At 61.2% G+C, this 25,465-nt stretch carries 23 protein-coding genes and 1 riboswitch; of the genes, 9 read left to right on the forward strand and 14 right to left on the reverse strand.

The window, feature by feature from the left end; genetic code table 11:
• Positions 1-19: 19 nt before the first annotated feature.
• Both RAE21_RS15550 and RAE21_RS15555 read right to left on the reverse strand, forming a co-directional pair.
• Positions 20-1,018 carry a Gfo/Idh/MocA family protein gene (locus tag RAE21_RS15550; protein WP_313882135.1) on the reverse strand — a complete coding sequence of 333 codons (999 nt, stop codon included), beginning with the start codon at positions 1,016-1,018 and terminating at the stop codon, positions 20-22.
• A gap of 14 nt (positions 1,019-1,032) precedes the next feature.
• Positions 1,033-2,109, reverse strand: coding sequence for a homocysteine S-methyltransferase family protein (locus tag RAE21_RS15555; RefSeq protein WP_313882136.1), 1,077 nt, complete (start codon positions 2,107-2,109; stop codon positions 1,033-1,035).
• Positions 2,110-2,133: 24 nt separating this feature from the next.
• A riboswitch (S-adenosyl-L-homocysteine riboswitch) is annotated at positions 2,134-2,214 on the reverse strand.
• Positions 2,215-2,524: 310 nt separating this feature from the next.
• Here RAE21_RS15555 and recQ point away from each other — a divergent pair.
• Positions 2,525-4,303 (forward strand): DNA helicase RecQ, encoded by a 1,779-nt coding sequence (gene recQ, locus RAE21_RS15560; RefSeq protein ID WP_428984036.1) that lies wholly within the window; start codon positions 2,525-2,527, stop codon positions 4,301-4,303.
• A gap of 7 nt (positions 4,304-4,310) precedes the next feature.
• Here the strand turns inward: recQ and RAE21_RS15565 are convergent, their stop codons facing one another.
• Both RAE21_RS15565 and RAE21_RS15570 read right to left on the reverse strand, forming a co-directional pair.
• Positions 4,311-4,604 carry a hypothetical protein gene (locus RAE21_RS15565; RefSeq protein WP_313882138.1) on the reverse strand — a complete coding sequence of 98 codons (294 nt, stop codon included), beginning with the start codon at positions 4,602-4,604 and terminating at the stop codon, positions 4,311-4,313.
• Between the two features lie 176 nt (positions 4,605-4,780).
• On the reverse strand, positions 4,781-7,108 hold the full coding sequence (locus RAE21_RS15570) for an ATP-binding protein (RefSeq protein WP_313882139.1): 2,328 nt from the start codon (positions 7,106-7,108) through the stop codon (positions 4,781-4,783).
• Positions 7,109-7,264: 156 nt separating this feature from the next.
• Here RAE21_RS15570 and RAE21_RS15575 point away from each other — a divergent pair, with 156 nt between their 5' ends.
• The 3 genes from RAE21_RS15575 (at position 7,265) to RAE21_RS15585 (ending at position 10,149) form a co-directional block, all read left to right on the forward strand.
• Positions 7,265-7,405 (forward strand): hypothetical protein, encoded by a 141-nt coding sequence (locus tag RAE21_RS15575; RefSeq protein ID WP_313874491.1) that lies wholly within the window; start codon positions 7,265-7,267, stop codon positions 7,403-7,405.
• A gap of 14 nt (positions 7,406-7,419) precedes the next feature.
• A complete protein-coding gene (locus RAE21_RS15580) occupies positions 7,420-8,001 on the forward strand; it encodes a glutathione peroxidase (protein ID WP_313882140.1) in 582 nt (193 codons plus the stop codon).
• Positions 8,002-8,262: 261 nt separating this feature from the next.
• Positions 8,263-10,149: a phosphoenolpyruvate carboxykinase (GTP) gene (locus RAE21_RS15585; protein ID WP_313882141.1), complete on the forward strand. Its 1,887-nt coding sequence runs from the start codon at positions 8,263-8,265 to the stop codon at positions 10,147-10,149.
• Positions 10,150-10,275: 126 nt separating this feature from the next.
• Here the strand turns inward: RAE21_RS15585 and RAE21_RS15590 are convergent, their stop codons facing one another.
• A complete protein-coding gene (locus tag RAE21_RS15590; RefSeq protein ID WP_313874494.1) occupies positions 10,276-10,683 on the reverse strand; it encodes a hypothetical protein in 408 nt (135 codons plus the stop codon).
• 130 nt (positions 10,684-10,813) lie between these two features.
• On the opposite strand from RAE21_RS15590, the gene RAE21_RS15595 reads away from it, so the two are divergent.
• On the forward strand, positions 10,814-11,776 hold the full coding sequence (locus RAE21_RS15595) for a LysR family transcriptional regulator (RefSeq protein ID WP_313882142.1): 963 nt from the start codon (positions 10,814-10,816) through the stop codon (positions 11,774-11,776).
• Positions 11,773-12,573, forward strand: a complete 801-nt coding sequence (locus RAE21_RS15600; RefSeq protein WP_313882143.1) for a metallophosphoesterase — start codon at positions 11,773-11,775, stop codon at positions 12,571-12,573. The genes RAE21_RS15595 and RAE21_RS15600 overlap by 4 nt, the downstream gene beginning before the upstream one ends.
• A gap of 11 nt (positions 12,574-12,584) precedes the next feature.
• Here the strand turns inward: RAE21_RS15600 and RAE21_RS15605 are convergent, their stop codons facing one another.
• Positions 12,585-13,478 carry a DNA ligase gene (locus tag RAE21_RS15605; protein ID WP_313882144.1) on the reverse strand — a complete coding sequence of 298 codons (894 nt, stop codon included), beginning with the start codon at positions 13,476-13,478 and terminating at the stop codon, positions 12,585-12,587.
• Between the two features lie 89 nt (positions 13,479-13,567).
• On the opposite strand from RAE21_RS15605, the gene RAE21_RS15610 reads away from it, so the two are divergent.
• Positions 13,568-13,990: a universal stress protein gene (locus RAE21_RS15610; RefSeq protein WP_313882145.1), complete on the forward strand. Its 423-nt coding sequence runs from the start codon at positions 13,568-13,570 to the stop codon at positions 13,988-13,990.
• 27 nt (positions 13,991-14,017) lie between these two features.
• Here RAE21_RS15610 and RAE21_RS15615 read toward each other — a convergent pair whose 3' ends face one another.
• The 5 genes from RAE21_RS15615 to RAE21_RS15635 all read right to left on the reverse strand — a co-directional run bounded on the left by RAE21_RS15615 (position 14,018) and on the right by RAE21_RS15635 (position 19,701).
• Positions 14,018-15,001: an aldo/keto reductase gene (locus RAE21_RS15615; protein WP_313882146.1), complete on the reverse strand. Its 984-nt coding sequence runs from the start codon at positions 14,999-15,001 to the stop codon at positions 14,018-14,020.
• An 85-nt stretch (positions 15,002-15,086) separates the two neighbouring features.
• Positions 15,087-16,055, reverse strand: a complete 969-nt coding sequence (gene yjfF / locus RAE21_RS15620; RefSeq protein WP_313882147.1) for a galactofuranose ABC transporter, permease protein YjfF — start codon at positions 16,053-16,055, stop codon at positions 15,087-15,089.
• Positions 16,052-17,119, reverse strand: coding sequence for an ABC transporter permease (locus tag RAE21_RS15625; protein ID WP_313882148.1), 1,068 nt, complete (start codon positions 17,117-17,119; stop codon positions 16,052-16,054). Before RAE21_RS15625 ends, yjfF begins: the two co-directional genes overlap by 4 nt.
• Positions 17,116-18,654 (reverse strand): sugar ABC transporter ATP-binding protein, encoded by a 1,539-nt coding sequence (locus tag RAE21_RS15630; protein ID WP_313882149.1) that lies wholly within the window; start codon positions 18,652-18,654, stop codon positions 17,116-17,118. Before RAE21_RS15630 ends, RAE21_RS15625 begins: the two co-directional genes overlap by 4 nt.
• 81 nt (positions 18,655-18,735) lie before the next feature.
• The gene (locus RAE21_RS15635; protein WP_313874503.1) at positions 18,736-19,701 is read right to left on the reverse strand and encodes an ABC transporter substrate-binding protein; all 966 of its coding nucleotides are present in this window, start codon (positions 19,699-19,701) and stop codon (positions 18,736-18,738) included.
• Between the two features lie 400 nt (positions 19,702-20,101).
• On the opposite strand from RAE21_RS15635, the gene RAE21_RS15640 reads away from it, so the two are divergent.
• Positions 20,102-21,025 (forward strand): aldose 1-epimerase, encoded by a 924-nt coding sequence (locus RAE21_RS15640; protein ID WP_313882150.1) that lies wholly within the window; start codon positions 20,102-20,104, stop codon positions 21,023-21,025.
• 48 nt (positions 21,026-21,073) lie between these two features.
• On the opposite strand, the gene RAE21_RS15645 is transcribed toward RAE21_RS15640, so the two are convergent.
• Both RAE21_RS15645 and RAE21_RS15650 read right to left on the reverse strand, forming a co-directional pair.
• Positions 21,074-21,703: a TetR/AcrR family transcriptional regulator gene (locus RAE21_RS15645; protein WP_313882720.1), complete on the reverse strand. Its 630-nt coding sequence runs from the start codon at positions 21,701-21,703 to the stop codon at positions 21,074-21,076.
• 65 nt (positions 21,704-21,768) lie between these two features.
• The gene (locus RAE21_RS15650; RefSeq protein ID WP_313882151.1) at positions 21,769-22,686 is read right to left on the reverse strand and encodes a LysR family transcriptional regulator ArgP; all 918 of its coding nucleotides are present in this window, start codon (positions 22,684-22,686) and stop codon (positions 21,769-21,771) included.
• A gap of 86 nt (positions 22,687-22,772) precedes the next feature.
• Here RAE21_RS15650 and RAE21_RS15655 point away from each other — a divergent pair, with 86 nt between their 5' ends.
• On the forward strand, positions 22,773-24,098 hold the full coding sequence (locus RAE21_RS15655) for a D-amino acid dehydrogenase (RefSeq protein WP_313882152.1): 1,326 nt from the start codon (positions 22,773-22,775) through the stop codon (positions 24,096-24,098).
• Between the two features lie 301 nt (positions 24,099-24,399).
• Here the strand turns inward: RAE21_RS15655 and RAE21_RS15660 are convergent, their stop codons facing one another.
• Positions 24,400-25,335 carry a LysR family transcriptional regulator gene (locus RAE21_RS15660; protein ID WP_313882153.1) on the reverse strand — a complete coding sequence of 312 codons (936 nt, stop codon included), beginning with the start codon at positions 25,333-25,335 and terminating at the stop codon, positions 24,400-24,402.
• Positions 25,336-25,465 lie beyond the last annotated feature (130 nt).

The following is a 25,465-nucleotide window of genomic DNA, read 5'->3' on the forward strand; positions in this document are numbered from 1 at the left end:
AAAATCAAAATTCAGCGGCTTACACCGCAACCCAGGCACCACTGCGCTGGGAGGCAAACAGGGCATCGATGATGCGCATGTTCTGGATGGCGTCTTCCACGCCATATTGCAAAGGTTGCCCACCGCGGATGGCGAGCGAGAAGGCATCGCCCTCCAGGCTGTACTGGTCGCAGGCGGCAAAGGTTTCGACCACTGCTTCGCGACCGCCCAGTACCTTGCCGTCGTCGATAAAGATGCGGGTTTCTTGACCTTGGGGCGCATTGAACGGGATTTCAATTTCCACCCGCTTTTCAGTACCCACCACGTGGGCCCGCTGGTAAGGCGTGGTTTGCATGGACACGGTGAAATCCAAGCGGCGGCCATTGCCGAAATCGAGCAAGGCACTGAAGCTGCGATCCACACCGAAGTCCGGGTCCATGTCCGCCAACGCCATCACGCGCACCGGCTCTGTGCCAAAAAGGAAGCGCCCGGCCACGATGGGGTAGCAACCGATATCCATCAGCGCGCCGCCGCCCTTGCTGGCATCGTTGCGGATGTTTTTTGCGTTGCGGTTGAAATACGAGAACCACACCTGCACCGCGCGCAGATCACCCAGCGCACCACTCTGCACCAGCTCGCGGGTACGCAGCCACTGGGGGTGAAAGCGCACCATGAACGCTTCCATGATGTGCACCTTGTCCGCCACCTCGCGCAACTGGGCCGCCTCATTGGCGTTCAAGGCGATGGGTTTTTCGCACAGCACATGCTTGCCCGCGCGGGCTGCCACCAGCGTCAAGGGCACATGCTGGTCGTTCGGCAAGGGGTTGTAGATGGCCTCGATCGACGGGTCCGCCAACAGCTCCTCGTAGGAGCCGTAGGCCTTGGGAACACCCAACTTGCCCGCCGCCGCCTGCGCACTCTCCAGGGAGCGCGAGGCAATGGCCTGCACATCACACCACTGGCTGCGCTGCAGCGCAGGGGTAACTTTTTCCATGCCGATCTTGGCAGTGCTGAGCACGCCCCAGCGGACTTTTTTCATGGCGATGTCTCGGCTCAAGCCGCCTCTTTGTAAAAGTACCCGCGCTGCACGCTACGGGTCGCCAAGGGCGACACCGCTTGCGCGATGGCACCGATGTGGTCCGGGGTGGTGCCGCAGCAGCCGCCGACAATGTTGACCAGGCCTTCGGCCGCAAACTCCCGTACCAAGCGGCTGGTGACATCGGGAGTTTCGTCAAAGCCTGTATCGCTCATGGGGTTGGGCAGACCGGCGTTGGGGTAGCAGCTGATGAAGGTGTCGGTCGCCACCTTGTTCAGCTCTTGGATGTAGGGGCGCATGAGTGCTGCACCGAGCGCGCAGTTCAAGCCGATGGCGAGCGGCTGCGCATGGCGCACGCTGTGCCAGAAGGCGGTGACCGTCTGGCCACTCAGGATGCGGCCGGACGCATCGGTCACCGTGCCGCTGATCAAAATGGGCAGGCGCTCGCCGCTGGCCTCAAAGTACTCATCCACCGCAAACAGCGCGGCTTTGGCGTTGAGCGTGTCGAAAATAGTCTCCACCAGAATCACGTCTGCCCCGCCTTCGACCAGCGCCTTGGTCTGGTCATAGTAGGCGGCTCGCAGTTCTTCAAACGTCACGTTACGGGCGCCGGGGTCGTTCACATCGGGGCTGATGCTGGCGGTTTTGGGTGTGGGGCCGAGGGCGCCGCACACAAAACGCGGTTTGTCGGGTGTGCTGTACTTGTCGCAGGCGGCACGGGCCAGTTGGGCGGAAACCAAATTCATCTCGATGGCCAAGTCGGCCATGTCGTAGTCCGCCTGGGCCACCGTGGTGGCGCCGAAGGTGTTGGTCTCAATCATGTCGGCGCCGGCAGCCAGATAGGCCTCGTGGATGTCGGTGATCACGTCCGGGCGTGTCAGGCTCAGCAACTCGTTGTTGCCTTTGACGTCTTTGGGGAAATCTTTGAACCGGTCGCCCTGACTACCCGGGCCGGCATACCCCTCGCCGCGGTATTGGGCTTCGCCCAGCTTGAAGCGCTGAATCATGGTGCCCATGGCGCCATCCAGAATGGCGATGCGGCTGGCCAGAATGCCGGGGAGCGATTGCGCGCGGGTATAGGTAATGGGCTTCATGGTGCGGCTCACTGTGTGGATTGAAACAAGTGAGCGCAGTTGGAGTCCCCAAGCCTGACCGGTTCCGCCGTGCGGCGGACCCCGGCTGCAGCGCCCCTTGGGTTCACGGATTTTAAACGACAACGGCAGCCCCTCTCTGGCCCCATACCCTCAAGTGCGCATCGCCATGCAGTTTCGGGTCCATGCTGTGCCGCAGCGCTGCCGGCAGGGCCACGACCATGCCCGACAATAGGGCGCGCGGTGCCTCGGCGTGCCAGCATCACGCCACACCGCCGGATTTTGTATGTTTTTGAGCTCTAGCCCTCGTTCTACTTGCGCAACCAGCTCTTATTTTGATAGCAATTTAGTGCCTCACCTGTCCATTCTTCGCGATGTTTTTGGTTACGCGGCCTTCCGCGGGCCTCAGGAATCCATCGTGGAACATGTGATCGCGGGGGGTGACGCGCTGGTGCTCATGCCTACCGGTGGCGGCAAAAGCTTGTGCTACCAGGTGCCAGCCATCGCCCGTCAGCAGGCGGGCTTGGGCGCCACGCTGGTCATTTCCCCCCTGATTGCGCTGATGCACGACCAGGTGGGTGCCCTGCATGAAGCCGGTGTGAGCGCCGCGTTTTTGAACTCCACCCTCAACAGCGACGAGGCCTACCAAATCGAGCAGCAACTGCTGCGCGGCGAGATCACCCTGCTGTACGCAGCGCCGGAGCGGGTCAGCAACGCACGCTTCTTGGCCTTGTTGGATTCGCTCTTTGAGCGCGGCAAGCTGAGCCTGTTTGCCATCGATGAAGCCCACTGTGTGAGTCAGTGGGGCCACGATTTCCGGCCCGACTATCGCAACCTCACGGTGTTGCATGAGCGCTACCCGGGGGTTCCGCGCATCGCCCTGACGGCCACGGCTGACGACCTGACCCGTGCCGACATCCTGGAGCGCTTGCAACTCGAAGAGGCACGCGCCTTCGTCAGTAGTTTCGACCGGCCCAACATCCGCTACACGATTGTCGAAAAGAAGGACTCGACCACCCAGCTGCTGCGCTTCATCGAGCGGGAACACGAGGGAGAGGCCGGCATCGTCTACTGCCAGAGCCGCAAAAAAGTGGAAGACATGGCGCAGACATTAGTGGACGCGGGCATCAAGGCCCTGCCTTATCACGCCGGGCTGGACGCCAAGGTACGCCAACTGAACCAGGACCGGTTTTTGCGCGAAGAAGGCATCGTCATGGTGGCCACGATTGCCTTTGGCATGGGCATCGACAAACCGGATGTGCGCTTTGTGGCTCACCGCGACATGCCCAAGAACATCGAAGGCTACTACCAGGAGACCGGCCGCGCCGGGCGGGATGGCCTGCCGGCAGATGCGTGGATGGCCTATGGCCTGCAAGACGTGGTGAACCAGCGCCGCATGATTGACGAGAGCCCGGCCAGCGAAGAGTTCAAGCAGGTCATGCGCGGCAAGCTGGACGCCTTGCTAGGCCTGGCAGAAGCCACCGATTGCCGCCGCGTCCGATTGCTGGGTTACTTCGGCGAGAAAAGCCTGCCTTGCGGAAATTGCGATAACTGCCTGAACCCGCCTGATGTATGGGATGGCACAGATGCAGCCCGCAAACTGCTCAGCACCATCTACCGCATCCAGCAGATGAGCGGCGTGAGCTTCGGTGCAGGGCATTTGATGGACATTGTGCGGGGCAAGACGACCGAAAAAGTCACCCAATACGGCCATGAAGCCCTGAGCACCTTCGGAATCGGCAAAGACTTCAGCGAGCTCCAACTGCGTGGCGTGCTGCGCCAATTGATTGCCATGGGCGCAGTGGCGGTGGATGCGCAGGCTTTCAATACCCTGCAATTAACTGCAGAGTCGCGCGCGGTGCTTAAAGGGGAAGTGGCGGTGATGCTGCGCGAGTCAGTGTCGAGCCCTGCAGAGCGCAAACCGCGCAAGAGTGCCCGCTTGGGGGCAGTGGTCAAAGCGCCTATCAATCTGGATAGCGAAGGCTTGCTCCGCTACTCAGCCCTCAAGGCCTGGCGCGCCGAGGTTGCGCAAGAACACAATCTGCCGGCTTACGTGATTTTTCACGACGCCACGCTGGCGGCTATTGCCCAGCGCGCCCCGCAAACCATTGACGACTTGCAAGGCATCAGCGGCATCGGGGCCAAGAAGCTGGAGGCGTATGCCGACGACGTTTTAAAGGTCGTCGCACTCCAGTAAGCGCCGGTTAATGGCGGTGAAAACCGCTTTCATAGGCCACGGCGGCACCGGACAGGGTGTTTTGCAGTCGCTCGATCGCACGTTGGTGACGGGCACCGGTTTCAGCATCAGCCAGTTTGGCGCGGTGCTGTTGCACAAGCGCTTGGAACTTGGACTTGCACGCGTCGAGCGTGCCAGCGAAATTGAGTGCGATATAGGCGTGGTGTGTGGCATGCGTCTGGCGGTACTCGCCCGACCAGTAGTCAAACAACTGCCACTTATAGGTTCCTTTTTCCGGCACTTCAATCGTGTTTTTTTGCATATTCGCTGCACGTTAGGTTGCAATGGAGTGCAGTTCATGCCCCGGTTTGGTTCCAACGGCCCGGAGTAAGCGCACCCGCTTGGATATATCACGCACCAGATACGGGAGCGGTTGACACAAACTTTAAAAAAGTTTCAAACGAGTTACGAGGCTGCCGCTCGCACCGGATCGCAGGCTCAGGGCATAAAACCCATGCTGCGGCGTTCACGGACCAGCGGCTTGACTCGGTGCTCTGCAGTGAGCTGCTCCAAAAACTCTTGGGGGCTGATTTCTGTCTCCAAGATCGCCAACTGCTGCTTGACGGCCGCAAAATCGCCCAAGCTAAGCTGATCGAGCTGCTTCAGGAGTCCGCGTTGAGCCGCCGTCAACGCGGACGGCTCGTTCCCGCAGGCCTCTTGAATGAACAAGCGCTCGCGCTGCTCCGTGCTCAGGGCCAAAAACTGGATCTTGAAAGTAAATCGGCGCAAAGCGGCCTCATCCACCCTATCCATCAAGTTAGTGGTGCAAATGAAAACACCACGGTGGCGCTCCATGCCTTGCAGCATTTCATTGACTTCGCTGACTTCGTGGTTGCGTTGTGCTGAGCGCCTGTCCTGCAGAAAGCTGTCTGCCTCGTCCAAAAGCAAAACAAGACCTTCGGCCTCTGCCTCGCGGAACATGGCAGCCATGTTCTGCTCAGTCTCGCCCACATACTTGCTCATCAGGTCGCTCGCCCGCTTGATGTGCAGCGGGCGGCCCAGTTCCTGCGCAATGTGCTCGGCCAACGCCGTCTTGCCGGTACCCGGGAGTCCATAAAAGCACAGGGTTCCGTGCCCCCGCGCCGCCAACGCCTGCACAATTCGCGGCAATTCAAAGCGACATTCGATATTCAGGTAATCAAGGTCATATCGGCTGAGTGCCTGCGCGCGGCCTGGCGTAGCGGGCGGGCGGCCCAAAGCGTGGTCGGCATTCTTAAGCTGGCGGTCGATGAGCGCCTCGAGGCCGGCGACATCCCCTTGCTCCGCGTCGGTTCTGCCTAGGCGCGCGAAGCGGGCGGCGGTTCGGATTTGGGCAGGCGTCAGCCCCTTGCGGCTGGAGAGCCGCGCGACAAAAGCGTCACTGACCGGCGTCCCCTCCAGGGTTTTGCGAACAACGCCCTCCCGGGCGCCGGGGGGTGGGGACTTCAGCTCCAAATGGTAGGCAAAGCGCCTTAAAAAAGCGGGGTCGATCTGCTCAATCCGGTTGGTCACCCAAATGGTGGGTACCGCGTTGGACTCCAAAATCTGGTTGACCCACGCCTTGCCGCTTACGCTGCCACTGGCCGTGGCGGCGTGAGCATCTGCACGGGCCAGATAGCTGACGGTTTCCGTCGAAAGCGGCGGAAAAACATCCTCCACCTCATCAAACAACAGTGCGGCCTGTGCGCTACCTTTCAAAAAAACCTGGGCGATTTGCAGGGAGCGGTAGCGGTCACGGCCGCTGAGGGAGTTGCCGTCACGGTCTGCATATTCCACCTCAAACAGCTCCAAGCCTGCGTGGTGGGCCATGACTTTGGCCAGTTCCGTCTTGCCTGTCCCCGGGGGGCCGTACAGCAAAACGTTGACACCAGGCTCCTGCCGGGCGACCGCATGTTGCAAGACGCGGCACAGCACCGCGGCGTCTTCGGCCACAAAATCAAAGTCCTGCATTCGCAGCTCTGTTTTGCTCGACAGCCGGGTAAAAACTGCCATCAGTTCGGCGTGGTCGCGGTATTGCCGCATGAGCACCGGCGGGAGCTTTTCACTGACCTTCATGAGGTCTGCCAGGTCAGTGATGTTGTGCTCCGAGATCAGATTCTCGACCAGCCCGATCCGCTCCAGCCGAGAGCCAGCGCGCAAGGCCTCGCCCAGCTCCTGGGCATTGACATGGGCAACATCGGCAATGGCGGCATACGCCTCCGCGGCGTTGTTCACTTTGAACTCCACCAGGATGCTGCGCATGTCCCGTTGATAACGGGCGAGTGTCCCGTAGAGCAACAAGGCCCGCTCGGCCTTGTTGAGCTGCAACAAGCCGGCAAGTGCGTTGATGTTTTTCTCGACGAGGGTGGACTGCTTTTTCAGAGCGCCGTTCAGCCACTCGCCCGTGACGGCCAGCACGGATATCAAGTCTTTCGGCTGATCCTTGACATATTCATCCAGGAAGAAAAACAGCGTCGCTTCATCGTAGGGGCCGCACCAGACGCCGTACCTCTCCAAAAATTCCGTGGCGGACAAAGACTCGTGGCCCCGCCAAAGCTCATTACCCAAGCAGCGTCGCCCCAGAAACTCGCGGAGACGGCCCAACACAGACACCGGCCACAACAAATGGCGGCCAGCCAGACCGACGACTCCATTGAAATCGCGCCGCACATTGAACCCCGCCCCTTGCCGGGCCGCCAATGTCAGCACGAAATGGGAGCACATCAAGTCGAGAACAGGCGCGCGCTCCAACCCCGGCGACGGGATCAGGTGCCCACCTTGGGGCATAAACAACGAACGCTTGGTCATCCAACGCCTCCGGCACAGGCTTGTGCTGTGACCACGATAACGCAGTCTTTGGCAGGTGTGAAGTACCTGTGACAAGACGCTGAGCAGCATTGTTGAGCCAAATCGGGCTGCTGGCGCTAAAATCCACCCATACCAACGACACCCTGAGGATCGACCATGTCTGCACCCGTTCACTCCGATGACAACCACCCCGCCGATCCGGTGGACGAGGTAGTGCCTTTGATGCCTATCGTGCTGCCCATCGTGGGTGCCGTGTTGATGTTTCTATTGGCGTTCATTGCAGTGTCCATGGCCTGACAGGGGCGGACCCGATGGCCTCCGGCATCCAACAAGCGGCTTCGGCCGCTTTTTTATTGGGCATTGCAGCAGGCGTTTCTACGGCGACGCCACTGGATAGCAAGGCAGCAGTTTGCCCTGCCCTCTGGCAAAAGAACCTGCCCCGCCTGCAAGACGACAGTCCCCAGAACCTGTGCCAGTACAGCGGCAAAGTGGCTCTGGTCGTGAACACCGCCAGCTATTGCGGTTTTACCTCGCAGTACCAAGGCCTTGAAAAGGTATACGCCCGCTTTCAGCAGCGCGGCCTAGTGGTGATGGGCTTCCCATCGAACGATTTCGGTCAGCAAGAGCCCGGCAATAGCAAGCAGATTGCGGACCTGTGCTTCAACACCTACGGGGTGAAGTTCCCGATGTTCGCGAAGAGCGCCGTCACAGGGGTACAGGCCAATCCCCTATTCAAAGAGCTGGCGGCGCAGACGGGCCAGAGCCCGCGCTGGAACTTTCACAAGTACCTAGTGGACCGGCGCGGCAAAGTGGTGGGCAGCTTCCCTAGTGACATGTCCCCGGAAGACCCGAAGCTGATCGCCCAGATTGAAAAGGTATTGACGGCTCCCTGAGCCGGTACCGCGATTTCCACAGGGCGAGGATTTCTCGCCTTTTTTTGGGCCTCTTATTTTCGCGCATGAATCAATGCGCCTTTTGCATAAAGTTAAGCAGTAATCGCTTTGTAACTTTAGAACGAGTTCATAGAATCAGGCTCCTGATCCAAAGGCTTCAAAGCCAATGCGTCGGACGAAAGCCGGTTTCTCAAAGTTCGTGGCTGAGCGCGTGGCAGCACCTGATTTTGAAAAGACGATTTTCAAACTTAGGAGCTTTTTATGAACGCACCCGTGATGCAGGGCTTGTCCCTCAACACCCCCAGCTACGTCAAAAACCCAGCCTTGGTCGCTTGGGTGGCCGACATGGTGGCTTTGTGCAAACCCAAAGACGTGTACTGGTGCGACGGCTCTGAAGAAGAGTACCAACGCCTGTGCCAACAGTTGGTCGATGCGGGCACCTTCAAAAAACTCAACCCGCTCAAGCGCCCTAACAGTTTCCTCGCCTGCTCCGACCCGACCGACGTGGCCCGCGTGGAAGACCGCACTTACATCTGCGCAGAGAGCAAAGAAAACGCCGGCCCCACCAACAACTGGATGGCCCCTGCAGAGATGCGCAAGATTCTGCAAACCGGTCAGGCCGATGGCACACCCGCCCTGTTTGACGGCTGCATGAAAGGCCGCACCATGTATGTGGTGCCTTTCTCCATGGGCCCCTTGGGCTCGCACATTGCGCACATCGGCATCGAGTTGTCTGACAGCGCCTACGTGGCGGTTAACCAGCGCATCATGACCCGCATGGGCAAGGCGGTGTATGACGTGTTGGGCGTAGACGGCGCTTTCGTGCCCTGCGTGCACACCGTGGGCGCACCTTTGGCAGAAGGCCAGGCCGATGTGAAGTGGCCTTGCAACAAGACCAAGTACATCGTGCACTACCCCGAGACCCGCGAAATCTGGTCTTATGGCTCGGGCTACGGCGGCAACGCCCTGTTGGGCAAAAAGTGCTTTGCACTGCGTATTGCCTCCAACATGGGGCGTGACCAAGGCTGGTTGGCAGAACACATGCTCATCCTGGGCGTGACCAACCCAGAGGGCAAGAAGTACCACGTGGCAGCGGCTTTCCCTAGCGCCTGCGGTAAAACCAACTTCTCGATGCTGGTGCCGCCCACCGGATTTGAAGGCTGGAAGGTCACCACCATCGGTGACGACATCGCCTGGATCAAGCCGAATGCCGACGGCAAGTTGTATGCCATCAACCCCGAAGCAGGTTACTTCGGCGTAGCTCCCGGCACCAACTATCACACCAACCCCAACTGCATGGCCAGCTTGGACAAGAACGTGATTTTCACCAACGTCGCGCTGACCGACGATGGCGACATCTGGTGGGAAGGCATGGAAAAAGACACCGGCGGCATGCCGGACCACTTGATTGACTGGCAAGGCAAGGACTGGACTCCCGCCATCGCCAAGGAAACCGGCGCCAAAGCCGCCCACCCCAATGCCCGCTTTACGGTCGCCGCCGGCAACAACCCCGCGCTGGACAGCCAGTGGGACGATGCCAACGGTGTGGCGATTGACGCCTTCATCTTCGGTGGCCGCCGCTCCACCACCGTGCCATTGGTCACAGAGGCACGCAACTGGACCGAAGGCGTCTACATGGCCGCGACCATGGGCTCCGAGACCACCGCAGCAGCCACCGGCCAAGCAGGTATCGTGCGCCGCGACCCGTTTGCGATGTTGCCTTTCATGGGCTACAACATGAGCGACTACTTCCAACACTGGCTCAACATCGGCTCCAAGCTGGCCGGTAGCGGTGCCAAGCAGCCCAAAATCTTCACCACCAACTGGTTCCGTAAGGGTGAAGACGGCAAATTCGTCTGGCCTGGCTACGGTGAAAACATGCGCGTTCTGAAATGGATGATCGACCGCCTGGAAGGCAAGGCCGCCGGCGTCGAGACCGGTTTCGGTGTGGCCCCAGCGTACAGCGAAATCAATTGGACCGGACTGGACTTCACTCAAGTGCAGTTTGACTCCGTAACCAGCCTGAGCAAAGACGACTGGAAGGCAGAAATCGCCTTGCACACCGAACTATTCAGCCAGCTGGCCTACCATTTGCCGAAGGAACTCGAAGAGACCAAAACCCAACTGGCCCAGCGTTTAGCTGCCTGAGGGACACACCCAGAGCCAGGCGCAGCGAACACCGCTGCAGCCTGCCACACAACAAAAAAGCCACCTTGCGGTGGCTTTTTTTCGTCACGACCCGTGAGCGAGGGTCGGAATCAACACGGGATCAGGTCAGATCTGGCTCTGGCTGCGCAACCAGGCGTGTTGCAGTTCGGCCATGATGCGGGGATCGTGGTGGGCATATTCCCACATCTTTTCTTCCATGCGGCGCACTTTGTAGGACTGCACAGCCACTGCCATGAACGTGGCTAAACCTGAGGAAACTTTGCGCAGGGGAGGCGCCAGCAGAGCCAAAGCGGCAAATGCGACGGTCCACAACGCGACCCAAGCCGCCAACATATGGCCGTCGACCCAAGTGTCGATCACTTGGTCGGCAACCACCAACAAGGCGGACAGCACAGCCGCGAGCAACATGCCGGACAGAGTGCGGGAGGCTTCCACGGTTTCACGGCGTACGCGGGTGGCACGGGGCTGAGCGGTGGAATACGAAAAATAGGGGGTAGAGGTAACGGGTGTCATGGCAAACTCCTTGAAAAGGTTGATGCTCACTGGATAAAAATTTTTGAAGTGAGCGAATCATAGGGTTTCCCCTAGTGTCATTCAACTTTATGTTGGTGATGCTTGGTATTCACGGCATTTATAGTTAGCCATGCCCACCAACCGCATCAATCTCCGGACTTTTGATCTGAACCTGCTCAAGGTCTTTGATGTCGTCATGTCCGAGCGCAGCCTGACCCGGGCTGCCACCCAACTCAACCTCACCCAACCGGCAGTCAGTAACGCGCTGCGTCGCCTGCGCGAGGCGCTGAACGACGAGCTGCTGGTGCGCAACGGCCGTACCCTAGAGCCGACCGCCCGCGGGCAAGAGCTGTGGCCCGCCGTGCGCGAGACGCTGCAAAAGCTGCAGGCATCTCTCGCCCCCAGCGTGTTTGAGCCCAGCGGTGCCACCACGACCTTTGTACTCACCATGGCTGACGCGACCGCGGCGGAGCTAATGCCCGGCCTGGTCAAAGTGCTGGCCCGGGATGCCCCGGGCGTGTCGCTACGGGTGGTGCCGCTCACCACCCGCGACCCGCGCAAAGTGCTGGAAGAAGGCGGAGCAGACCTGGCCATCGGCCACTTCCCGGCGGTGCTAGCCGACCTGACCGCGCGCGCACAGGCCGGCGCTGCCGAGACTTTTTTGCACCACCGCCTGTTTGTGGGCGACTATGTGTGCGTCATGCGCAAGGACCACCCCTTGACGGTGGGCGAATTGACGCTGGATCGCTTCTGCGCGGCGTCGCACATGTTGGTGAGCTTCTCGGGGCGGGCCTTCGGCTTCATTGACGAATCGCTGGTCAGCCTCAAGCGCACGCGCCGGGTTGTGCTCACGGTGAACCAGTTTTTTACGGCGGGCAAGGTGGTGGTGCAGTCCGACCTGCTGACGGTGCTGCCGCGCCATTTTGTGAATGTGACGGGCTATGCCGATCAACTCGTGATCCGCGAGCTGCCGTTTGCCGTGCCGCCGATCCAGGTGGATGCGCTGTGGCACCAACGCCTAGACGGTGCCAGCCCCCACGCATGGCTGCGAACCCAGGTGGCAGCGCTGGGTCAAACCATTTTTTCAGCATGAAGATTCAACTGCTCTCAGACCTCCACCTGGAGGCGCACCCTCATTGGCAAGCCACGCCGCTGCCCGGCGCTGACCTGCTGGTGCTGGCCGGAGATATCGGCTCGTACCAGCCCGGGTCCCAGCTGGCGGGAGACGACTTCGGGCTGGAGCGCTTTTCGCCCCTGCACGGCTGGCCGGTGCCGGTGCTGTTTGTGCCGGGCAACCACGAGTACGACACCCTCGACTTTGACGAAGCCCACACGCGCCTGCGCGCGACCTGTGCCCGCTTAGGCGTTCAGTGGCTGGAGCGCGAGGCTCTGGTGATGCACGGCGTGCGCTTCATCGGCACCACGCTTTGGACCGACTTTGATGCGCTGGCCGCGAGTGAGCCGCCCGAGCGGCAACTCAAGGCGCGAGAAAAGGCATTCCGCGCTGCCAACTATTACCTGAAGAAAGCCCTTGTCTCCCGCCACGGTGCACCGTGGCTGGCAGAGGGCCTGCGCGAGCAGGCCATGACCTGCCAAGCTTGGTTGCGCGCGGCTCTTTCAGAGCCGCACCAGGGGCCCACGGTAGTGGTGACACACTTTGCCCCCAGCTTGAAAAGTGCCGATCCGCGCTACGGCATGGTGCCCGGCACCGCAGGCTTTTGCAATGCGCTGGACGACTTGCTCCCCGCAGCAGACCTGTGGCTGCACGGCCACTTGCACGCCCCGAGCGATTACCGCGTGGGCCGCTGCCGTGTGGTGGCCAACCCGCTTGGCTATGTGCGCAAAAACGAGCAACTGGGCTTTCGGTCAGACTTTTTAATCGAAGTCTGACACTCCCCCCGCTACCAATTCATCGGGGCAGCCGGTCGCAAATAGCTGGCAAAGCGCGGCACCCCCTGCGCAGTGAGGCCCCGGTAGCGGAACGTGACCCAACTGCCCACCGCCGGCGGGTCTGCGCGCTCGGCATCGGTGAAGCCGCTTCCGAGTTTGAAACGATGCGCTTTGGCACCTTCAGTGGCGCGCCACTCGACCCACAGCGCGCCGGTCCGGCCCTGCAAACGACCCTGCCCCGCCACATGCGAGAGCACGCGGGCTTCGGCATCTTGATACTGCTTGAGCTTGACCAAGTCTGCCGAGCGGCCCGCCTGGTACAGCGCGCTGGCCCGGTGCAACATCAAGCCCTCACCGCCCGCGCGGGTGGTATCCGCCAGCAGCGCCTGCAAGCCCGCAGCATCCGGGGCAGGGCTTTGCAGCACCGGTTGCACCCATGCCTGTTGCATGGTTTGCACTGCGGCAAGTAGCGCTGCGTAACGGGCTTCAAAGCGGCCACCCTGCGCAGGCAAGTCAAACACCATGTAACGCAGGCCACGCCAAGCGGCATCGTCGGGCGACTCTCGCCGCGCGGTGGACACCGCCTCGGCAAAGCGCCCGCGACCGGCCCACAACTCACCATCCAGCGCAAAGGCGGGCCAACCCGCGGTAAACCATGCAGGGGCTTCGATACGATGGCCGCCCCGCGTGAGCAATTGCCTGCCATCCCAATAGGCGCGCACCCCATCGTATTTTTCGCTGACCCAGGCATCGCCTCCGGCAAAGCTGGGCGTGTGCTCGGTGGCCAGCATCAAGGCGGGGCGGTTGGCCGCCTGCACCTTGCCGACCGGCAACATGGCCGCGAGCGCACTGGCGCCTAGCCATTTCAAAGAGCTACGGCGCCGGGTAAATAGCGCAATGACCATACATGCCTCCAGAGGGGGTGTTTCTTGACTTAGCGCAAATCCGCAGTCAGGAGCTGTTTTTACACTGGCCTCATAACCAGGAGATAACCATGAAGATTTTGCTCGCTGTCGATGGAAGCTCTTACAGCAAAAAAATGCTGGCCTACTTGAGCACGCATGAAGCGCTCTTGGCTCCGGGCCACGACTACACCGTATTCAACGCCCAAACCGCCTTGCCCCCACGGGCCAAAGCGGCGCTCGGCAAAAGCACCGTGGACACTTACCACGCCGAAGAAGCGGCCAAGGTGCTGTCGACGACTACCAAGTTCTTGAAACGCCATGGCATAGATGCCAAGGTGGAGTGGAAGGTTGGCCCCGCCGGCAGCCTGATCGGCAAGCTGGCAGAGGACGGGCAGTTTGACCTTTTGGTCATGGGCTCCCACGGCCACAGTGCCCTGGGCAACCTGGTCATGGGCTCGGTCGCCACCCAGGTCTTGGCCCACTGCAAAACGCCGGTCTTGCTGGTCCGCTAAGGTCCGTTGGCATTCGCGCCGCGGGCTTTACCAGCGCTGGTGCACCAAGGGTTTGGCGTACTGCTCATAGACATCCGCCAAGGCCTGCATGGTGGCGTGGCTGAGCAAGGGCATATCCGCTGCGGCGACGTTGTCGCTCACTTGGGCCGGGTTCTTGCCACCGGGAATGGTGCAGGTGACTGCCGGATTCATCTGGATCCAGCGCAAGGCCATTTGCGCCATGCTCATGCCGGCGGGCACCAGCGGCCGCATGGCCTCCACGGCCTCCAGGCCCACCCCGAAATCCAGCCCCGAGAAGGTTTCGCCCTTGTCAAAAGCCGCCCCTTCGCGGTTGAAGCCACGATGGTCATCAGCACCGAAGGTGCTTTGCGCATTCATCTTGCCGCTGAGCAAACCGCTGGACAGCGGCAAACGGGCCAGAATGCCCACACCGCGCTTTTGCGTTTGCTCGAACAGCAGCTCGGCCGGGCGCTGGCGGAACAGGTTGTAGATGATCTGCACACTCTGCACCCCGGGGTACTCGATGGCCTTGAGCGCTTCTTCCACCTTCTCGACACTCACGCCGTAGTGGCGCAGCTTGCCGGCGGCCACTAGATCGTCCAGCACGCCGAAGACTTCGGGCATGTAAAACACGTCGGTCGGCGGGCAGTGCAGTTGCAGGAGGTCGATCGCCTCGGTCTCCAGGTTTTGCAGGCTGCGCTCCACAAAGGCAGTCAGGTTGGCGCGGGTGAAACCGGCTGCCACATGGGGCACCAGCCGGCGGCCGGCTTTGGTGGCTACATAAAACGGCTCGCTGCGCTCCTTGCGCAGGCGTGCCAGCAGGCGCTCGCTGCGGCCATCGCCATACACATCGGCGGTGTCGAAGAAGTTCACCCCCAGGTCCAGCGCACGGTGCAGGGCGGCCATGGAGTCCTTGTCATCGACCTCGCCCCAGGTACCCCCAATGGCCCAGGCGCCGAAGCTCACAGTGGAAACATTCCAGCCGGTACGGCCGAGAGGACGGTATTGCATAAGGATTTCCGGTGTTGTTTGCTATGAATTCAGGAGCTGCTTGCGCACATTCAATGGGCGCAAGCAGCCTATTTGACTCTAAAGTTCAAACCCCTGGCTTGCGACCGGCTTCAAACACGCGTTGCAGCACGCAGAACACAAACAGCAGCGCCCCGATGACAATGCGGGTCCACCACGAGCTCAAGGAGCCGTCGAACATGATCAAGGTCTGGATCACGCCCAGGGTCAGCACCCCGAACAGCGTGCCCACCATGTAGCCCACCCCGCCGCTGAGCAAGGTGCCGCCTATGACCACGGCAGCAATCGCGTCCAGCTCCAGCCCCACCGCATGCAGGCCGTAGCCCGACAGCATGTAGAAGGTGAACACCACCCCGCCCAGCGCTGCGCAAAAGCCGCTCAGGGCATACACCAGCACATTGGTGCGCGCCACCGGCAGACCCATGAGCACGGACGAATGCTCGGAGCCGCCTATGGCATACACCGTGCGGCCGAACTCGGTGCCGTGCGCCACAAACACCGCAACAGCCAGCACCACCAGCGCCAGCACCGCGCTGATGGACACCATGGGACCGCCCGACCATAGGTGCAGCCGGGTTTGCGCCAGCACGGTGTAGGCCTCGTCGGTGATGCTGATGGAATCGATACTGATCAGGTAGCACAGGCCCCGCGCCAGGAACATGCCCGCCAGCGTGACGATGAAGGGCTGTAGCCGGAAGCGCTGGATCAACCAGCCCATAAAGGCGCCAAACAGCGTGCCCATGCACAGCACCAGCGGAATGGCGACCATCAGGTCCCAATGCAGGTGTTGCACCAGTTTGGCCAGCACGATGGTGCTCAGTGCCACCACCGAGCCCACCGACAGATCGATACCGCCGGACAGGATGACGAAGGTCATGCCCACCGCCACGATGACCAGGAAGGCGTTGTCGATCAACAGGTTCAGGAACACCTGGGGCGACAGAAAGCCGGTGTACGACACCGCCCCGAACACCGACATGGCAGCAAACAGCGAGATGGTGGCCGCCAGGGGAATGTATTTGCTCTGGAGTTTCATGCGTGGCTCCCTGCAGCGGGGCGCACCACCCAGCCGCGCACGGCGCGGCGGAACTCTGCGGACTGCATCAGCATGACCACAAAGACCACGGCGGCCTTGACCACGAGGTTGATCTCGGGCGGCACGCCGATGGAGTAAATGGTGGAGGTGAGCGTCTGAATGATCAGCGCGCCAATCATGCTGCCCGCTAACGAAAAGCGCCCGCCGGTGAGCAAGGTGCCACCCAGCGTGACCGCCAGAATGGCGTCCAGCTCCAGCAGGTTGCCGGCGTTGTTGCCGTCCGCACTCTTGACGTTGGAGCTGATGATCAGGCCGGCAATGCCCGCTGTCAGCCCACAAAACGCGTACACACAGATGCTGATCAACCGCTCCCGCACGCCGGCCACACGGGCCGCTGCGGGGTTGATACCGATGGCCTGAATGAACAGGCCCAGCGCGGTGCGCGTGACCGCCAGATGCATCAACAGATAGACAAAGCCCGCGATGAATAGCGCAAAGGGCAAGCCCCACAGATAGCCACTGCCAATAAAGAAATACGGCGGGTAGTAGACCGTGACGATCTGTCCGTCCGTGAGCAACTGCGCCACACCCCGGCCCGCCACCATCAGGATCAGCGTGGCAATGATGGGCTGCAGGCCAATCTTGGCCACCAGCACCCCGTTCCACAGCCCGCAAGCCAGCGCAGTAAGCAGGGCACACACGATAGCCAGCCACATGGGGAAGCGGCTCACATGCTGGGCTACACCGTCGGTGATGACCAGCTTGCCGCCCACCATCAAGGCCGCTACGGCCGCACTGATGGCCACGGTGGCGCCCACCGAGATATCAATGCCGCGTGTGGCAATGACCAGCGTCATGCCTAGAGACACCAGCATCAGCGGCGCTGCGCGGTTCAGGATGTCGATGACACTGCCGTACAGGTGGCCATCGCGCCACTGCAGCATCCAGAAGCCGGGGTTGAGGCTGGCGTTGACCATCAGGATCAGAACCAGCGTGACCACCGGCCACAGCAAAGGGTGCGTTTGCACCCGCTTCACAAGGGAAGGTGCGTTCAACGTGCTCATGCCTGCCCCGCAATCATGGCGTAGACCGCCTGGTCATTCGTGCCGGCAGGCAGCTCGCCCACCTTGGCGCGGTCGCGCAGAACCACGATGCGGTCGGAGACGCGCACCACCTCTTCCATCTCGGAGGAGATGAACAGCACCGCCATCCCCTGTTTGGCCAGTGCCAGTATCTCGTTCATGATTTCCTGCTTGGCGGCGATGTCGATGCCGCGGGTAGGTTCGTCCAATATCAACAGGCTGGGTTGCGTGGCCAGCCAGCGGGCCAAGACTGCTTTTTGCTGGTTGCCGCCGGAGAGCTGCCCGATGGGCGTGTCCACATCGGCGGTCTTGATGCCCAGGGCTTTGACATAGCCCTCGGCCAGCGTGGTTTGTTGCACCCGGCCAATCGAGGGCCACAGGCCTTGGCGGGCCTGCAAGGCCAGCACAATGTTTTCGCGCACCGAGAGCTCGGCGATGATGCCCTCGGCCTTGCGGTCTTCCGGGCACAGGCCCAGCCCCAGCTGAATGGCGGTGACGGGCGAGTCCATGCGCACCGTTTTGCCGTCGAACGTGATCTCGCCCGCATCGCTGCGGTCCAGCCCGAAGAGCAGGCGCGCCAGCTCGGTGCGCCCCGAGCCCAGCAGCCCACCCAGGCCCACCACCTCGCCCCGGCGGATGCCGAGGTCCATGGCTTTCACATGTCCACGGCGGTTGAGCGCTTTGGTTTGCAGCCACTCAGGGGCTTGTACGCGGCTGGCGTCGTTGGCAGCGTCTGCGCTGGAGGCTGCGGCGAGCTCGCGCCCCACCATGGCGGCAATCAGGGCGTTGTGGCCCAGCGCTGCCGCCGGATACTCGCCCACCAGCTCGCCGTTGCGCAAGACGGTAATGCGGTCGCACAGCGCATACACCTGGTCCAGAAAGTGGGTCACAAACAAAATGGCCATGCCCTGGTCGCGTAACTGGCGCAGCACGACGTAGAGGCGCTCTACTTCTTCATCATCAAGGCTGGAGGTGGGTTCATCCAATATCAGCACTTGGGCCGAGATGCTCAGGCCCCGGGCGATGGCCACCATTTGCTGCACAGCGACCGAGTAGCTCGCCAGCGTCTGGGTCACATCGATGTCGAGGTTCAGGCGTGCCAGCAGGGTGCGCGCATCGCGGTGCATGGCGGGCCAGTCAATGGCCCATGCGCCGGCGACCCCCTTGCGGGGGTATCGGCCCGCAAATATGTTTTCAGCGACCGACAGGTTGGCGCACAAGTTGACCTCTTGATACACCGTGCTGATGCCCAAGCGCTGGGCGTCTAGCGTGGAGGTGGCGCGGATAGAGTGGCCGTTGAGCCGCATGTCGCCTTCATCCGCTTGGTAGACGCCGGTGAGCACTTTGATCAGGGTGGATTTGCCCGCGCCGTTCTGGCCCATCAGCGCATGGACTTCACCGGCATACAGCCGCAGTCCCACGCCCGAGAGCGCCCGCACGGGTCCGAACTGTTTGGCAATGCCGGAGAGCTCCAGCACCGGTGCCACAGCCTGCGCCGTTGGTGGTGTGTGTGTCATGTTCTACGTGAAAAAAGGCCTGCAGCCGAAGCCGCAGGCCAAAACGAATGACCGAAGCGAACTAACAGGAGATCAGGGAGATCAGTACTGGCGGCTGGGGAACTCTTTGGCCGCGGTTTCCATGGGGTACACACCGTCTTTACCGATGATGCGGCGTGCCACGGTTTTGCCGGCCACGATGTCTTTGGCGGTGGCCATGACCAGCGGGCCGAGCAGCGGGCTGCATTCCACGCTGACGTTCAACTTGCCGGCAATCATGGCTTCAAAGGCACCCTTCACACCGTCCACCGAAATCACCAGGATGTCTTTGGCGGGCTTGAGGCCGGCTTCTTCGATGGCCTGGATAGCGCCGATCGCCATGTCGTCGTTGTGCGCGTAAAGCACATTGATCTTCTTACCCTCGGCCTTCAGGAAGGCCTCCATGACTTCCTTGCCCTTGGCGCGGGTGAAGTCACCGGTTTGCGAGCGGATGATCTTGATGTTGGAGTTGCCCTTAATGGCCGTCTCAAAACCCTTCTTGCGGTCGATGGCGGGGGCAGAACCCACGGTGCCTTGCAGCTCCACCACATTGATGTCGCCCTTCATGGTCTTGGCGCGGTCGGCCAGCCACTGGCCTGCCATCTCGCCTTGCTTCACAAAGTCAAAGCCGATGTGGGTGGCGTACAGGGAGGTGTCTTTGGAGTCCACCGAGCGGTCCATCAGGATCAGGGGAATCTTGGCATCCTTGATCTCTTTGAGCACCGTGTCCCAGCCGGACTCCACCACCGGGGTCAGTGCAATCACGTCCACCTTTTGGGCGATGAAGGAGCGCAAGGCCTTGATCTGGTTTTCTTGCTTCTGCTGCGCATCCGAGAACTTGAGTTCGATGCCGGCGGCTGCCGCTGCGGATTTCATGGAGTTGGTGTTGGCGGTGCGCCATTCACTTTCTGCACCGATCTGGCTGAAGCCCACCACGATCTTCTTTTGCGCAAAAGCGCTCAGGGGCACAGCGGCGGTGATCGATGCTGCGAGGGCGGATGCCAATACGGTCCGACGGTTGTTGTTCATGATGTCTCCTCTTTCCTTGTAGATGCGGGAAATCGATTTCAAAGCAGCCTCCCGCGTTCGACTACTGGGCCTCCCTTGTCAACCAGGCAACGTTTTCAAAGCGGCCCAGTTTGGGAGGAGTGAGTGTCATCATAGGATTCAAAAAGATATCAATCTAATAGATATTTAGATCTTTCAGATATCAATCGAATGATTCAGGTTTACCCTAAATTATTGTTTTTAAAGGACTTATTGATTTAGTTTTCCCAGCAGACTAAATGTGGTCACTTGTTTTATTCATTGCAATATTGCAATGTCACAAGCCTGAATTGTGATTTTCTTTTCGGCGTCTGCGGGACTAGCATGCGCCAGCCCTGCCCCTCGGCACGCCATCGAACCAGCTCCACTCCCCCCTTTCGCCATGACCTCTCTTTCTGCACCCTCCCACCCGATCCATTGGCTGCAACACGGGGGGCAGCGCTTGGGCCTGATTCCGGGTTTGGGCGGTAGCGTGGCCGCCTGGCAGCGGGACGCGGGGCAGGGTTTGGTGGATATCTGGCGCCCCTGGGCCGGTGCGGCGGACTTGTACACGACGGCGTCCTTCCCACTGGTGCCCTGGTCCAACCGCATCGGGCAAGGCGGGTTCAGCCATGCCGGTACCCACCACCCCATGCGCCCCAACCGGGCGGGCGAGCCCTACCCCATCCACGGCGATGGCTGGCTACAGCCCTGGGTGATCCACCAGCCCCGCCACGACACGCTGGAGCTGCACCTCGAATCCAGCCACTTTGATGGCAACCCCTATCACTACCGCGCCCTGCAACGTTTTGTGCTGCGGGATGACGGCATGGACCAGCTGCTGGAAGTCACCCATCTGGGCCCGGGCAGCCTGCCCTACGGTCTGGGACAGCACCCGGCATTTTTGCGCACTCCCAACGCTCGCTTGCACGCACAGGTAGAAGGCGTCTGGCTCAGCGGCGCAGACCCCATGCCCACCGGATTCACGACCCTATTCCCGGCTGGGTGGGACCCGCGGAGCGGTATGGAGGTGAGTGGCAGCCTGATTGACAACGCCTATGCCGGCTGGAGCGGCCAGGCGCATGTGGACTGGCCGGAACACGCGCTACGCCTGCATATGCGCGACCCCGCTGTCGTGGCCCGTGGCCGGAACGATGGGTTTTGCCTGCTCTACCGCCCGGCTGAAGGGCCTCACTTTTGCTTTGAGCCGGTCACCCACCCGATTGACGCGTTCCACATGGAAGGCCGCCCGGGGTTGCAGGTGCTGGAGACCGGCCAGACCTTGCGTCTAGCCGTGGAGTGGCGGTTCGAGTCGCTGGGCCAGTAGCCTCACCTGCTATACAAAATATAGCGGACAGCGCAATCACTGCCTGCGCTAGCGGCTATTTAGGCCATCAAAGCAGGTGGACAGCACCAGATCAATGATCTGTTCGTCAGTGTGTTGGCCGCCCATGCGCAAGAACTCCAGCACCGGGTCACAGGCGCGGGCGTACAGGGTGTAGAGCACGGCGATGGCCGGCAGCGCAGGGTTGATGGCGCCTTGGGCTTGTGCGGCCTCGATCCAGCCGCCCACGCGGTCGCTCACGTCCATCAAACCATCCATATAGGCTTTGTGGCTCATCAGCGTGGCGCGCAAGGTGGAGTTTTGGCTGGGGAGCGAAGGCATCTCGCCAGCCAGCTTCAACAGCATGGTCCAGCGCACCACCCCACGCAGCTTTTGCAGGGGCGACATGTCGTCGGGCAATGAATTCAAAAACGCCTGAGCCTGACCCATCAGGTGCGCCATGGCGGCGGCAGCTAGGTCTTCTTTGCTGGGAAAGTGCTTGTACAGACTGGCCTTGGCAATGCCCACACTGGCAGCCACCTCGTCCACGGTCATGGCTTCAAAGCCTTTTTCTGCCAGCAGCAGGTTGACGGAGCGGATGATCGCGTCCTCCCGCGCTTGCAGCATTTGCTTCTTGAAGGACACTTTGACAGGCGCTTTGGGCACGTCAGAAACAGGCATATCGGTCATGCTGTCTATTTTATGGCCCTCCACGTCGCAAAGTAGAGGCAGAGGTCAATTTATGACTACTTGGTTTTCTCGGTCAATTGCCGGTTGGCGGCCTCGGTTAAGGCGTGGGTCAGCCGGTCGATCACCTCAGAGTCCAGGTTCCAGCAGTGCCAGTACAAATTGACCGGCAGGCTCAAGCTGGGCGCCAGATTCACCAGGTGCCCACTCTCGAGCAGCCCCCGCACCAGCAGCTCGGGCACGATGCTCGCACCCCAACCGGCCAGCACCGCACGCACCTGCCCCTCGGAGCTGGGCACGAAGCGTTGGCTCAAAGACACGCGGCGCAGGTTCAGCGCCCGGCTCACAAATTCGGTGGGCAAGTCATCTTTGCGGTTGAAAGCCACAAAAGGGATGCTGCGGAAATTGTGCGGAGTCAGGCCCTGGGGGCAATGCGCCTGGGCGTATTCGGCACTGGCCACCGCCACATATTGCATGGCGCCCAGCGACTGCACTTTGCAGCCCCGCAGCGCCTGCTTGAGGGTGGTTACACAGCCCAGCACCTGGCCTTCACGCAGCCATTCGTGGGTGAAGTCCTGGTCATCGGTGATGATTTCCAGCGGCAATCCCGCGTGCACCAGCGGGTCCAGCGCGGGCAGAGCCCAAGTGGCGATGCTGTCGGCATTGATGGCTATGGATATGCGCTCATCCTCGCGCACCGCACCGGTGCTGGGTGCGAGGTCTTTGAGGTCGGTTTCCAGATCGGCACGCAGCAAGCGCATCTGCACCGCGTGCTTAATCAGCAATCGCCCGGCCGAGGTCGCTTTCACCGGCCGGCTGCGCACCAGCAGCACCGTACCCACCTGCGCCTCGAGTGCGCGCAGGCGCTGCGAGACGGCAGATTGGGTGATGGACAGGCGCACCGCAGCGCGTTCAAAGCCGCCTTCTTCCACGATGGCGGCAAGGCATTCCAGGGCGTCTGAATCAAAAGTACGCATGGTGTAATTTTATTAATGCAGCTAATGTTTTCGCAATCCAGTTAATTTTACTTTTACTCGGCTTCCGCTTGCCTGACACTGCGCGGATGAAAATTATTGTTCTCGGCGCAGGCACCATCGGCATTTGCACAGCGTGGCATTTGTTGGAACTCGGCCACGAAGTCACGGTGGTCGAGCGTCAAGCCGACGCCGCCTTGGAAACCAGTTTCGCCAACGGCGCGCAAATCTCGGTGAGTTACTGCGAACCCTGGGCCAACAAAGAGGCGCCGCTCAAGGCCCTCAAGTGGATGCTCAGCAAAGAAGCGCCGCTCCTGTTCCGCCCCCAGAACCCCTTCGGCCCCGGCCTGCACCAATACAGCTGGGGCTTGCAGTTTTTGGCGAACTGCAACGACGCTGCATTTGAGCGCAATGTGCAGCAGCTCGTAGCCCTGGGCGCTTACAGCCACGCCGCTTTGAAGGATGTGGTCGCCAGCACCGGCATTCAGTACAACCGCCTAGAGCGCGGCATTGCGCACTATTACTGCGACCAGAAGTCGTTTGACACGGCGGGCGACGCCGCTGCGCTGATGCGCAAGTACGGCGTGAACCGCAAAGTCATCAGCAAAGAAGAGTTCCTGAAGATCGAGCCGGCCTACCGCCAGTTCGCACACCAGATCGTGGGCGGCACCATCACCCCCAGCGACGAGTCCGGCGACTGCAAGGTGTTCACCCAGGAGCTGGCCAAGCTGTGCGCAGCCCGTGGCGCCGAGTTCTTGTATGAGTACAGCGTAGAGCAGCTCAATACCGACGGCGGCGCTATCAAATCAGTAGCTGTTCGCGCACTTTCCTCGGGCGCCAAAGGCCAAAATGTGCCCGGATCATTCAAGGTACTGAAGGCAGACCATGTGGTGGTGGCCACCGGCTCCTACACCGCGCCGCTGTTGCGCACTGTGGGTGTGAACTTGCCGATTTACCCCGGCAAAGGCTACAGCGCCACCTTCAAGATCTTGAAGCCCGAGCTGGCGCCGCTGGTCTCCACGATTGACGACGCCAAGAAGGTGGCCATCAGCCGCTTGGGCGATGAGCTGCGTGTGGCCGGCACCATCGAGGTCGGCGGCTTCGACCTGACGCTGGATTCGCCCGTGGCCAAGGCGCGCTGCCACATGCTGTCCCGCCGGATTGAAGAAGTGTTGCCCGGCGTGTGCGACACCCGCACCGAAGAACAAGGCGGCCAGCCCCAGTATTGGACCGGCCTGCGCCCTGCTACCCCCACCAACATTCCCTACATCGGCCAATCGCCGGTCAAGGGCGTGTGGGTCAATGCCGGTCACGGCACTCTGGGGTGGACGCATGGCGCGGGGTCGGGCAAGGCGATTGCGGAGCTGATCCACGGGATGAAGCCGCAGATGAACTTCAAGTTCTACGGGGCGTAGGCCTGACTTTTCCTTTCTTCGGGTGCAGGTTCACTACCTTGCTTGGCGGGAGCTAGCGGGGTAGGCGTTCTGCTCCGTGTCCCCCGGCCGCTTTGCGGCCTCCTCCTTGACCTGCGCAGAACACCTACCCCGCCAGCTCTTGCGCGAACTTGGTGTGCTGACTCAGAAGAGATCAAACCCTCTAGCGTGGGGCGGGGGTGTGCGCTGAAGCGAGGTCAAGGAGGAGGCCGCAGCGCGGCCGGGGGACACGAGCGCAAGCGCACACCCCCGCTCCACGCGGGCGCGAACACAATCGCTGCAATTACCCCCCGTGCGCCCGCGCCAAACATGCCTGAAACGCCAACGTCGCCCGGCTCGGCTGGGGTGACTTGCGCGTGATGGCAAAAAACTGGCAGGCGTAACTCAGCAAATCAGGCCGCACGGCTTGCATCAGGCCGCGGCGTACAAAGCTCTCGGCATAGTGATCGGGCAAAAACCCCAGAAACTGGCCTGAGAGGATCAGCGTCGCAATCGACTCCTGGTCAAACCCCGTGGCACGGCGCGGCAGGCGCATGCGCTGGCTCAGCTCCATGTTGGGCGAGTGGTAGCCCAGCCCCGCAAACTCGTATTTAGGCAAAGTCTCCCAGTTCAGGGCGCTCTGATCCGCGTTCCACAGCGCATGCCGAGTGCCGCAGTACAGCAGCATGTGCTCGTCAAACAAGGGGGTGTAGTCCAACACATCCGACGCGCGGTGGCCGGGGATGATGCCTACATGGAACTGCCCGTCCAGCACCCCGCGCTCGATGGCGGTGAGGGTGGCCACATGCAGGTTCAGCCCCACATCGGGGGCTTCTGCGTGGAAGTGAGCGATGGCTTCGGCAATGTGGCTCGCCGGGTTGCTGGCGGTTTTGTCGAACACCGCCACCTGCAGTTGCCCGCCCATGCGCTGGTGGATTTCGTCCACGCTGCTGCGGAATGCGTCGGTCGCAGCCAGCAACTGGGTGGTCTGGGCATAGATTTTTTCGCCCTCGGCGGTGAGCGCAAACCCGGCCCGGCCACGCCGGCACAGGGTCAGGCCGAGGCGGGTTTCCAGGTCTTTGATGTGGCGGCTCACCGTGGACGTGCCGATGTTGAGCTCCAGCTCGGCGGCAGCCATGCCTCCGCAATCGACCACCGCCTTGAAGACGCGTAGCAAGCGCAAATCCATGTCACTGATCTGGCCGAGAACGGCCTTGTTTTTAGAGGGCGAAGCTTTCATCGCCGGGCCGCCCCAAGATGAAAGGCGCCCCCTTGGGGGGCAGCGACCCACATGCAATGGGGAAGCGTGGGGGCAAAAGTTACTTTCATAGTTTGCGAAGTAAATAGTGCTATTTGTGACTTTATAAGAG

Source organism: Rhodoferax potami (genome assembly GCF_032193765.1).
GTDB classification, from domain to species: domain Bacteria; phylum Pseudomonadota; class Gammaproteobacteria; order Burkholderiales; family Burkholderiaceae_C; genus Allorhodoferax; species Allorhodoferax potami.

Excerpts from the sequence above, each read along its gene's own strand:
- RAE21_RS15550 (WP_313882135.1), bottom strand. The coding sequence starts at position 1,018 with ATGAAAAAAGTCCGCTGGGGCGTGCTCAGCACTGCCAAGATCGGCATG.
- RAE21_RS15555 (WP_313882136.1), bottom strand. The coding sequence starts at position 2,109 with ATGAAGCCCATTACCTATACCCGCGCGCAATCGCTCCCCGGCATTCTG.
- RAE21_RS15565 (WP_313882138.1), bottom strand. The coding sequence starts at position 4,604 with ATGCAAAAAAACACGATTGAAGTGCCGGAAAAAGGAACCTATAAGTGG.
- RAE21_RS15570 (WP_313882139.1), bottom strand. The coding sequence starts at position 7,108 with ATGACCAAGCGTTCGTTGTTTATGCCCCAAGGTGGGCACCTGATCCCG.
- RAE21_RS15575 (WP_313874491.1), top strand. The coding sequence starts at position 7,265 with ATGTCTGCACCCGTTCACTCCGATGACAACCACCCCGCCGATCCGGTG.
- RAE21_RS15580 (WP_313882140.1), top strand. The coding sequence starts at position 7,420 with ATGGCCTCCGGCATCCAACAAGCGGCTTCGGCCGCTTTTTTATTGGGC.
- RAE21_RS15585 (WP_313882141.1), top strand. The coding sequence starts at position 8,263 with ATGAACGCACCCGTGATGCAGGGCTTGTCCCTCAACACCCCCAGCTAC.
- RAE21_RS15590 (WP_313874494.1), bottom strand. The coding sequence starts at position 10,683 with ATGACACCCGTTACCTCTACCCCCTATTTTTCGTATTCCACCGCTCAG.
- RAE21_RS15595 (WP_313882142.1), top strand. The coding sequence starts at position 10,814 with ATGCCCACCAACCGCATCAATCTCCGGACTTTTGATCTGAACCTGCTC.
- RAE21_RS15600 (WP_313882143.1), top strand. The coding sequence starts at position 11,773 with ATGAAGATTCAACTGCTCTCAGACCTCCACCTGGAGGCGCACCCTCAT.
- RAE21_RS15605 (WP_313882144.1), bottom strand. The coding sequence starts at position 13,478 with ATGGTCATTGCGCTATTTACCCGGCGCCGTAGCTCTTTGAAATGGCTA.
- RAE21_RS15610 (WP_313882145.1), top strand. The coding sequence starts at position 13,568 with ATGAAGATTTTGCTCGCTGTCGATGGAAGCTCTTACAGCAAAAAAATG.
- RAE21_RS15615 (WP_313882146.1), bottom strand. The coding sequence starts at position 15,001 with ATGCAATACCGTCCTCTCGGCCGTACCGGCTGGAATGTTTCCACTGTG.
- yjfF (WP_313882147.1), bottom strand. The coding sequence starts at position 16,055 with ATGAAACTCCAGAGCAAATACATTCCCCTGGCGGCCACCATCTCGCTG.
- RAE21_RS15625 (WP_313882148.1), bottom strand. The coding sequence starts at position 17,119 with ATGAGCACGTTGAACGCACCTTCCCTTGTGAAGCGGGTGCAAACGCAC.
- RAE21_RS15630 (WP_313882149.1), bottom strand. The coding sequence starts at position 18,654 with ATGACACACACACCACCAACGGCGCAGGCTGTGGCACCGGTGCTGGAG.
- RAE21_RS15635 (WP_313874503.1), bottom strand. The coding sequence starts at position 19,701 with ATGAACAACAACCGTCGGACCGTATTGGCATCCGCCCTCGCAGCATCG.
- RAE21_RS15640 (WP_313882150.1), top strand. The coding sequence starts at position 20,102 with ATGACCTCTCTTTCTGCACCCTCCCACCCGATCCATTGGCTGCAACAC.
- RAE21_RS15645 (WP_313882720.1), bottom strand. The coding sequence starts at position 21,703 with ATGCCTGTTTCTGACGTGCCCAAAGCGCCTGTCAAAGTGTCCTTCAAG.
- RAE21_RS15650 (WP_313882151.1), bottom strand. The coding sequence starts at position 22,686 with ATGCGTACTTTTGATTCAGACGCCCTGGAATGCCTTGCCGCCATCGTG.
- RAE21_RS15655 (WP_313882152.1), top strand. The coding sequence starts at position 22,773 with ATGAAAATTATTGTTCTCGGCGCAGGCACCATCGGCATTTGCACAGCG.
- RAE21_RS15660 (WP_313882153.1), bottom strand. The coding sequence starts at position 25,335 with ATGAAAGCTTCGCCCTCTAAAAACAAGGCCGTTCTCGGCCAGATCAGT.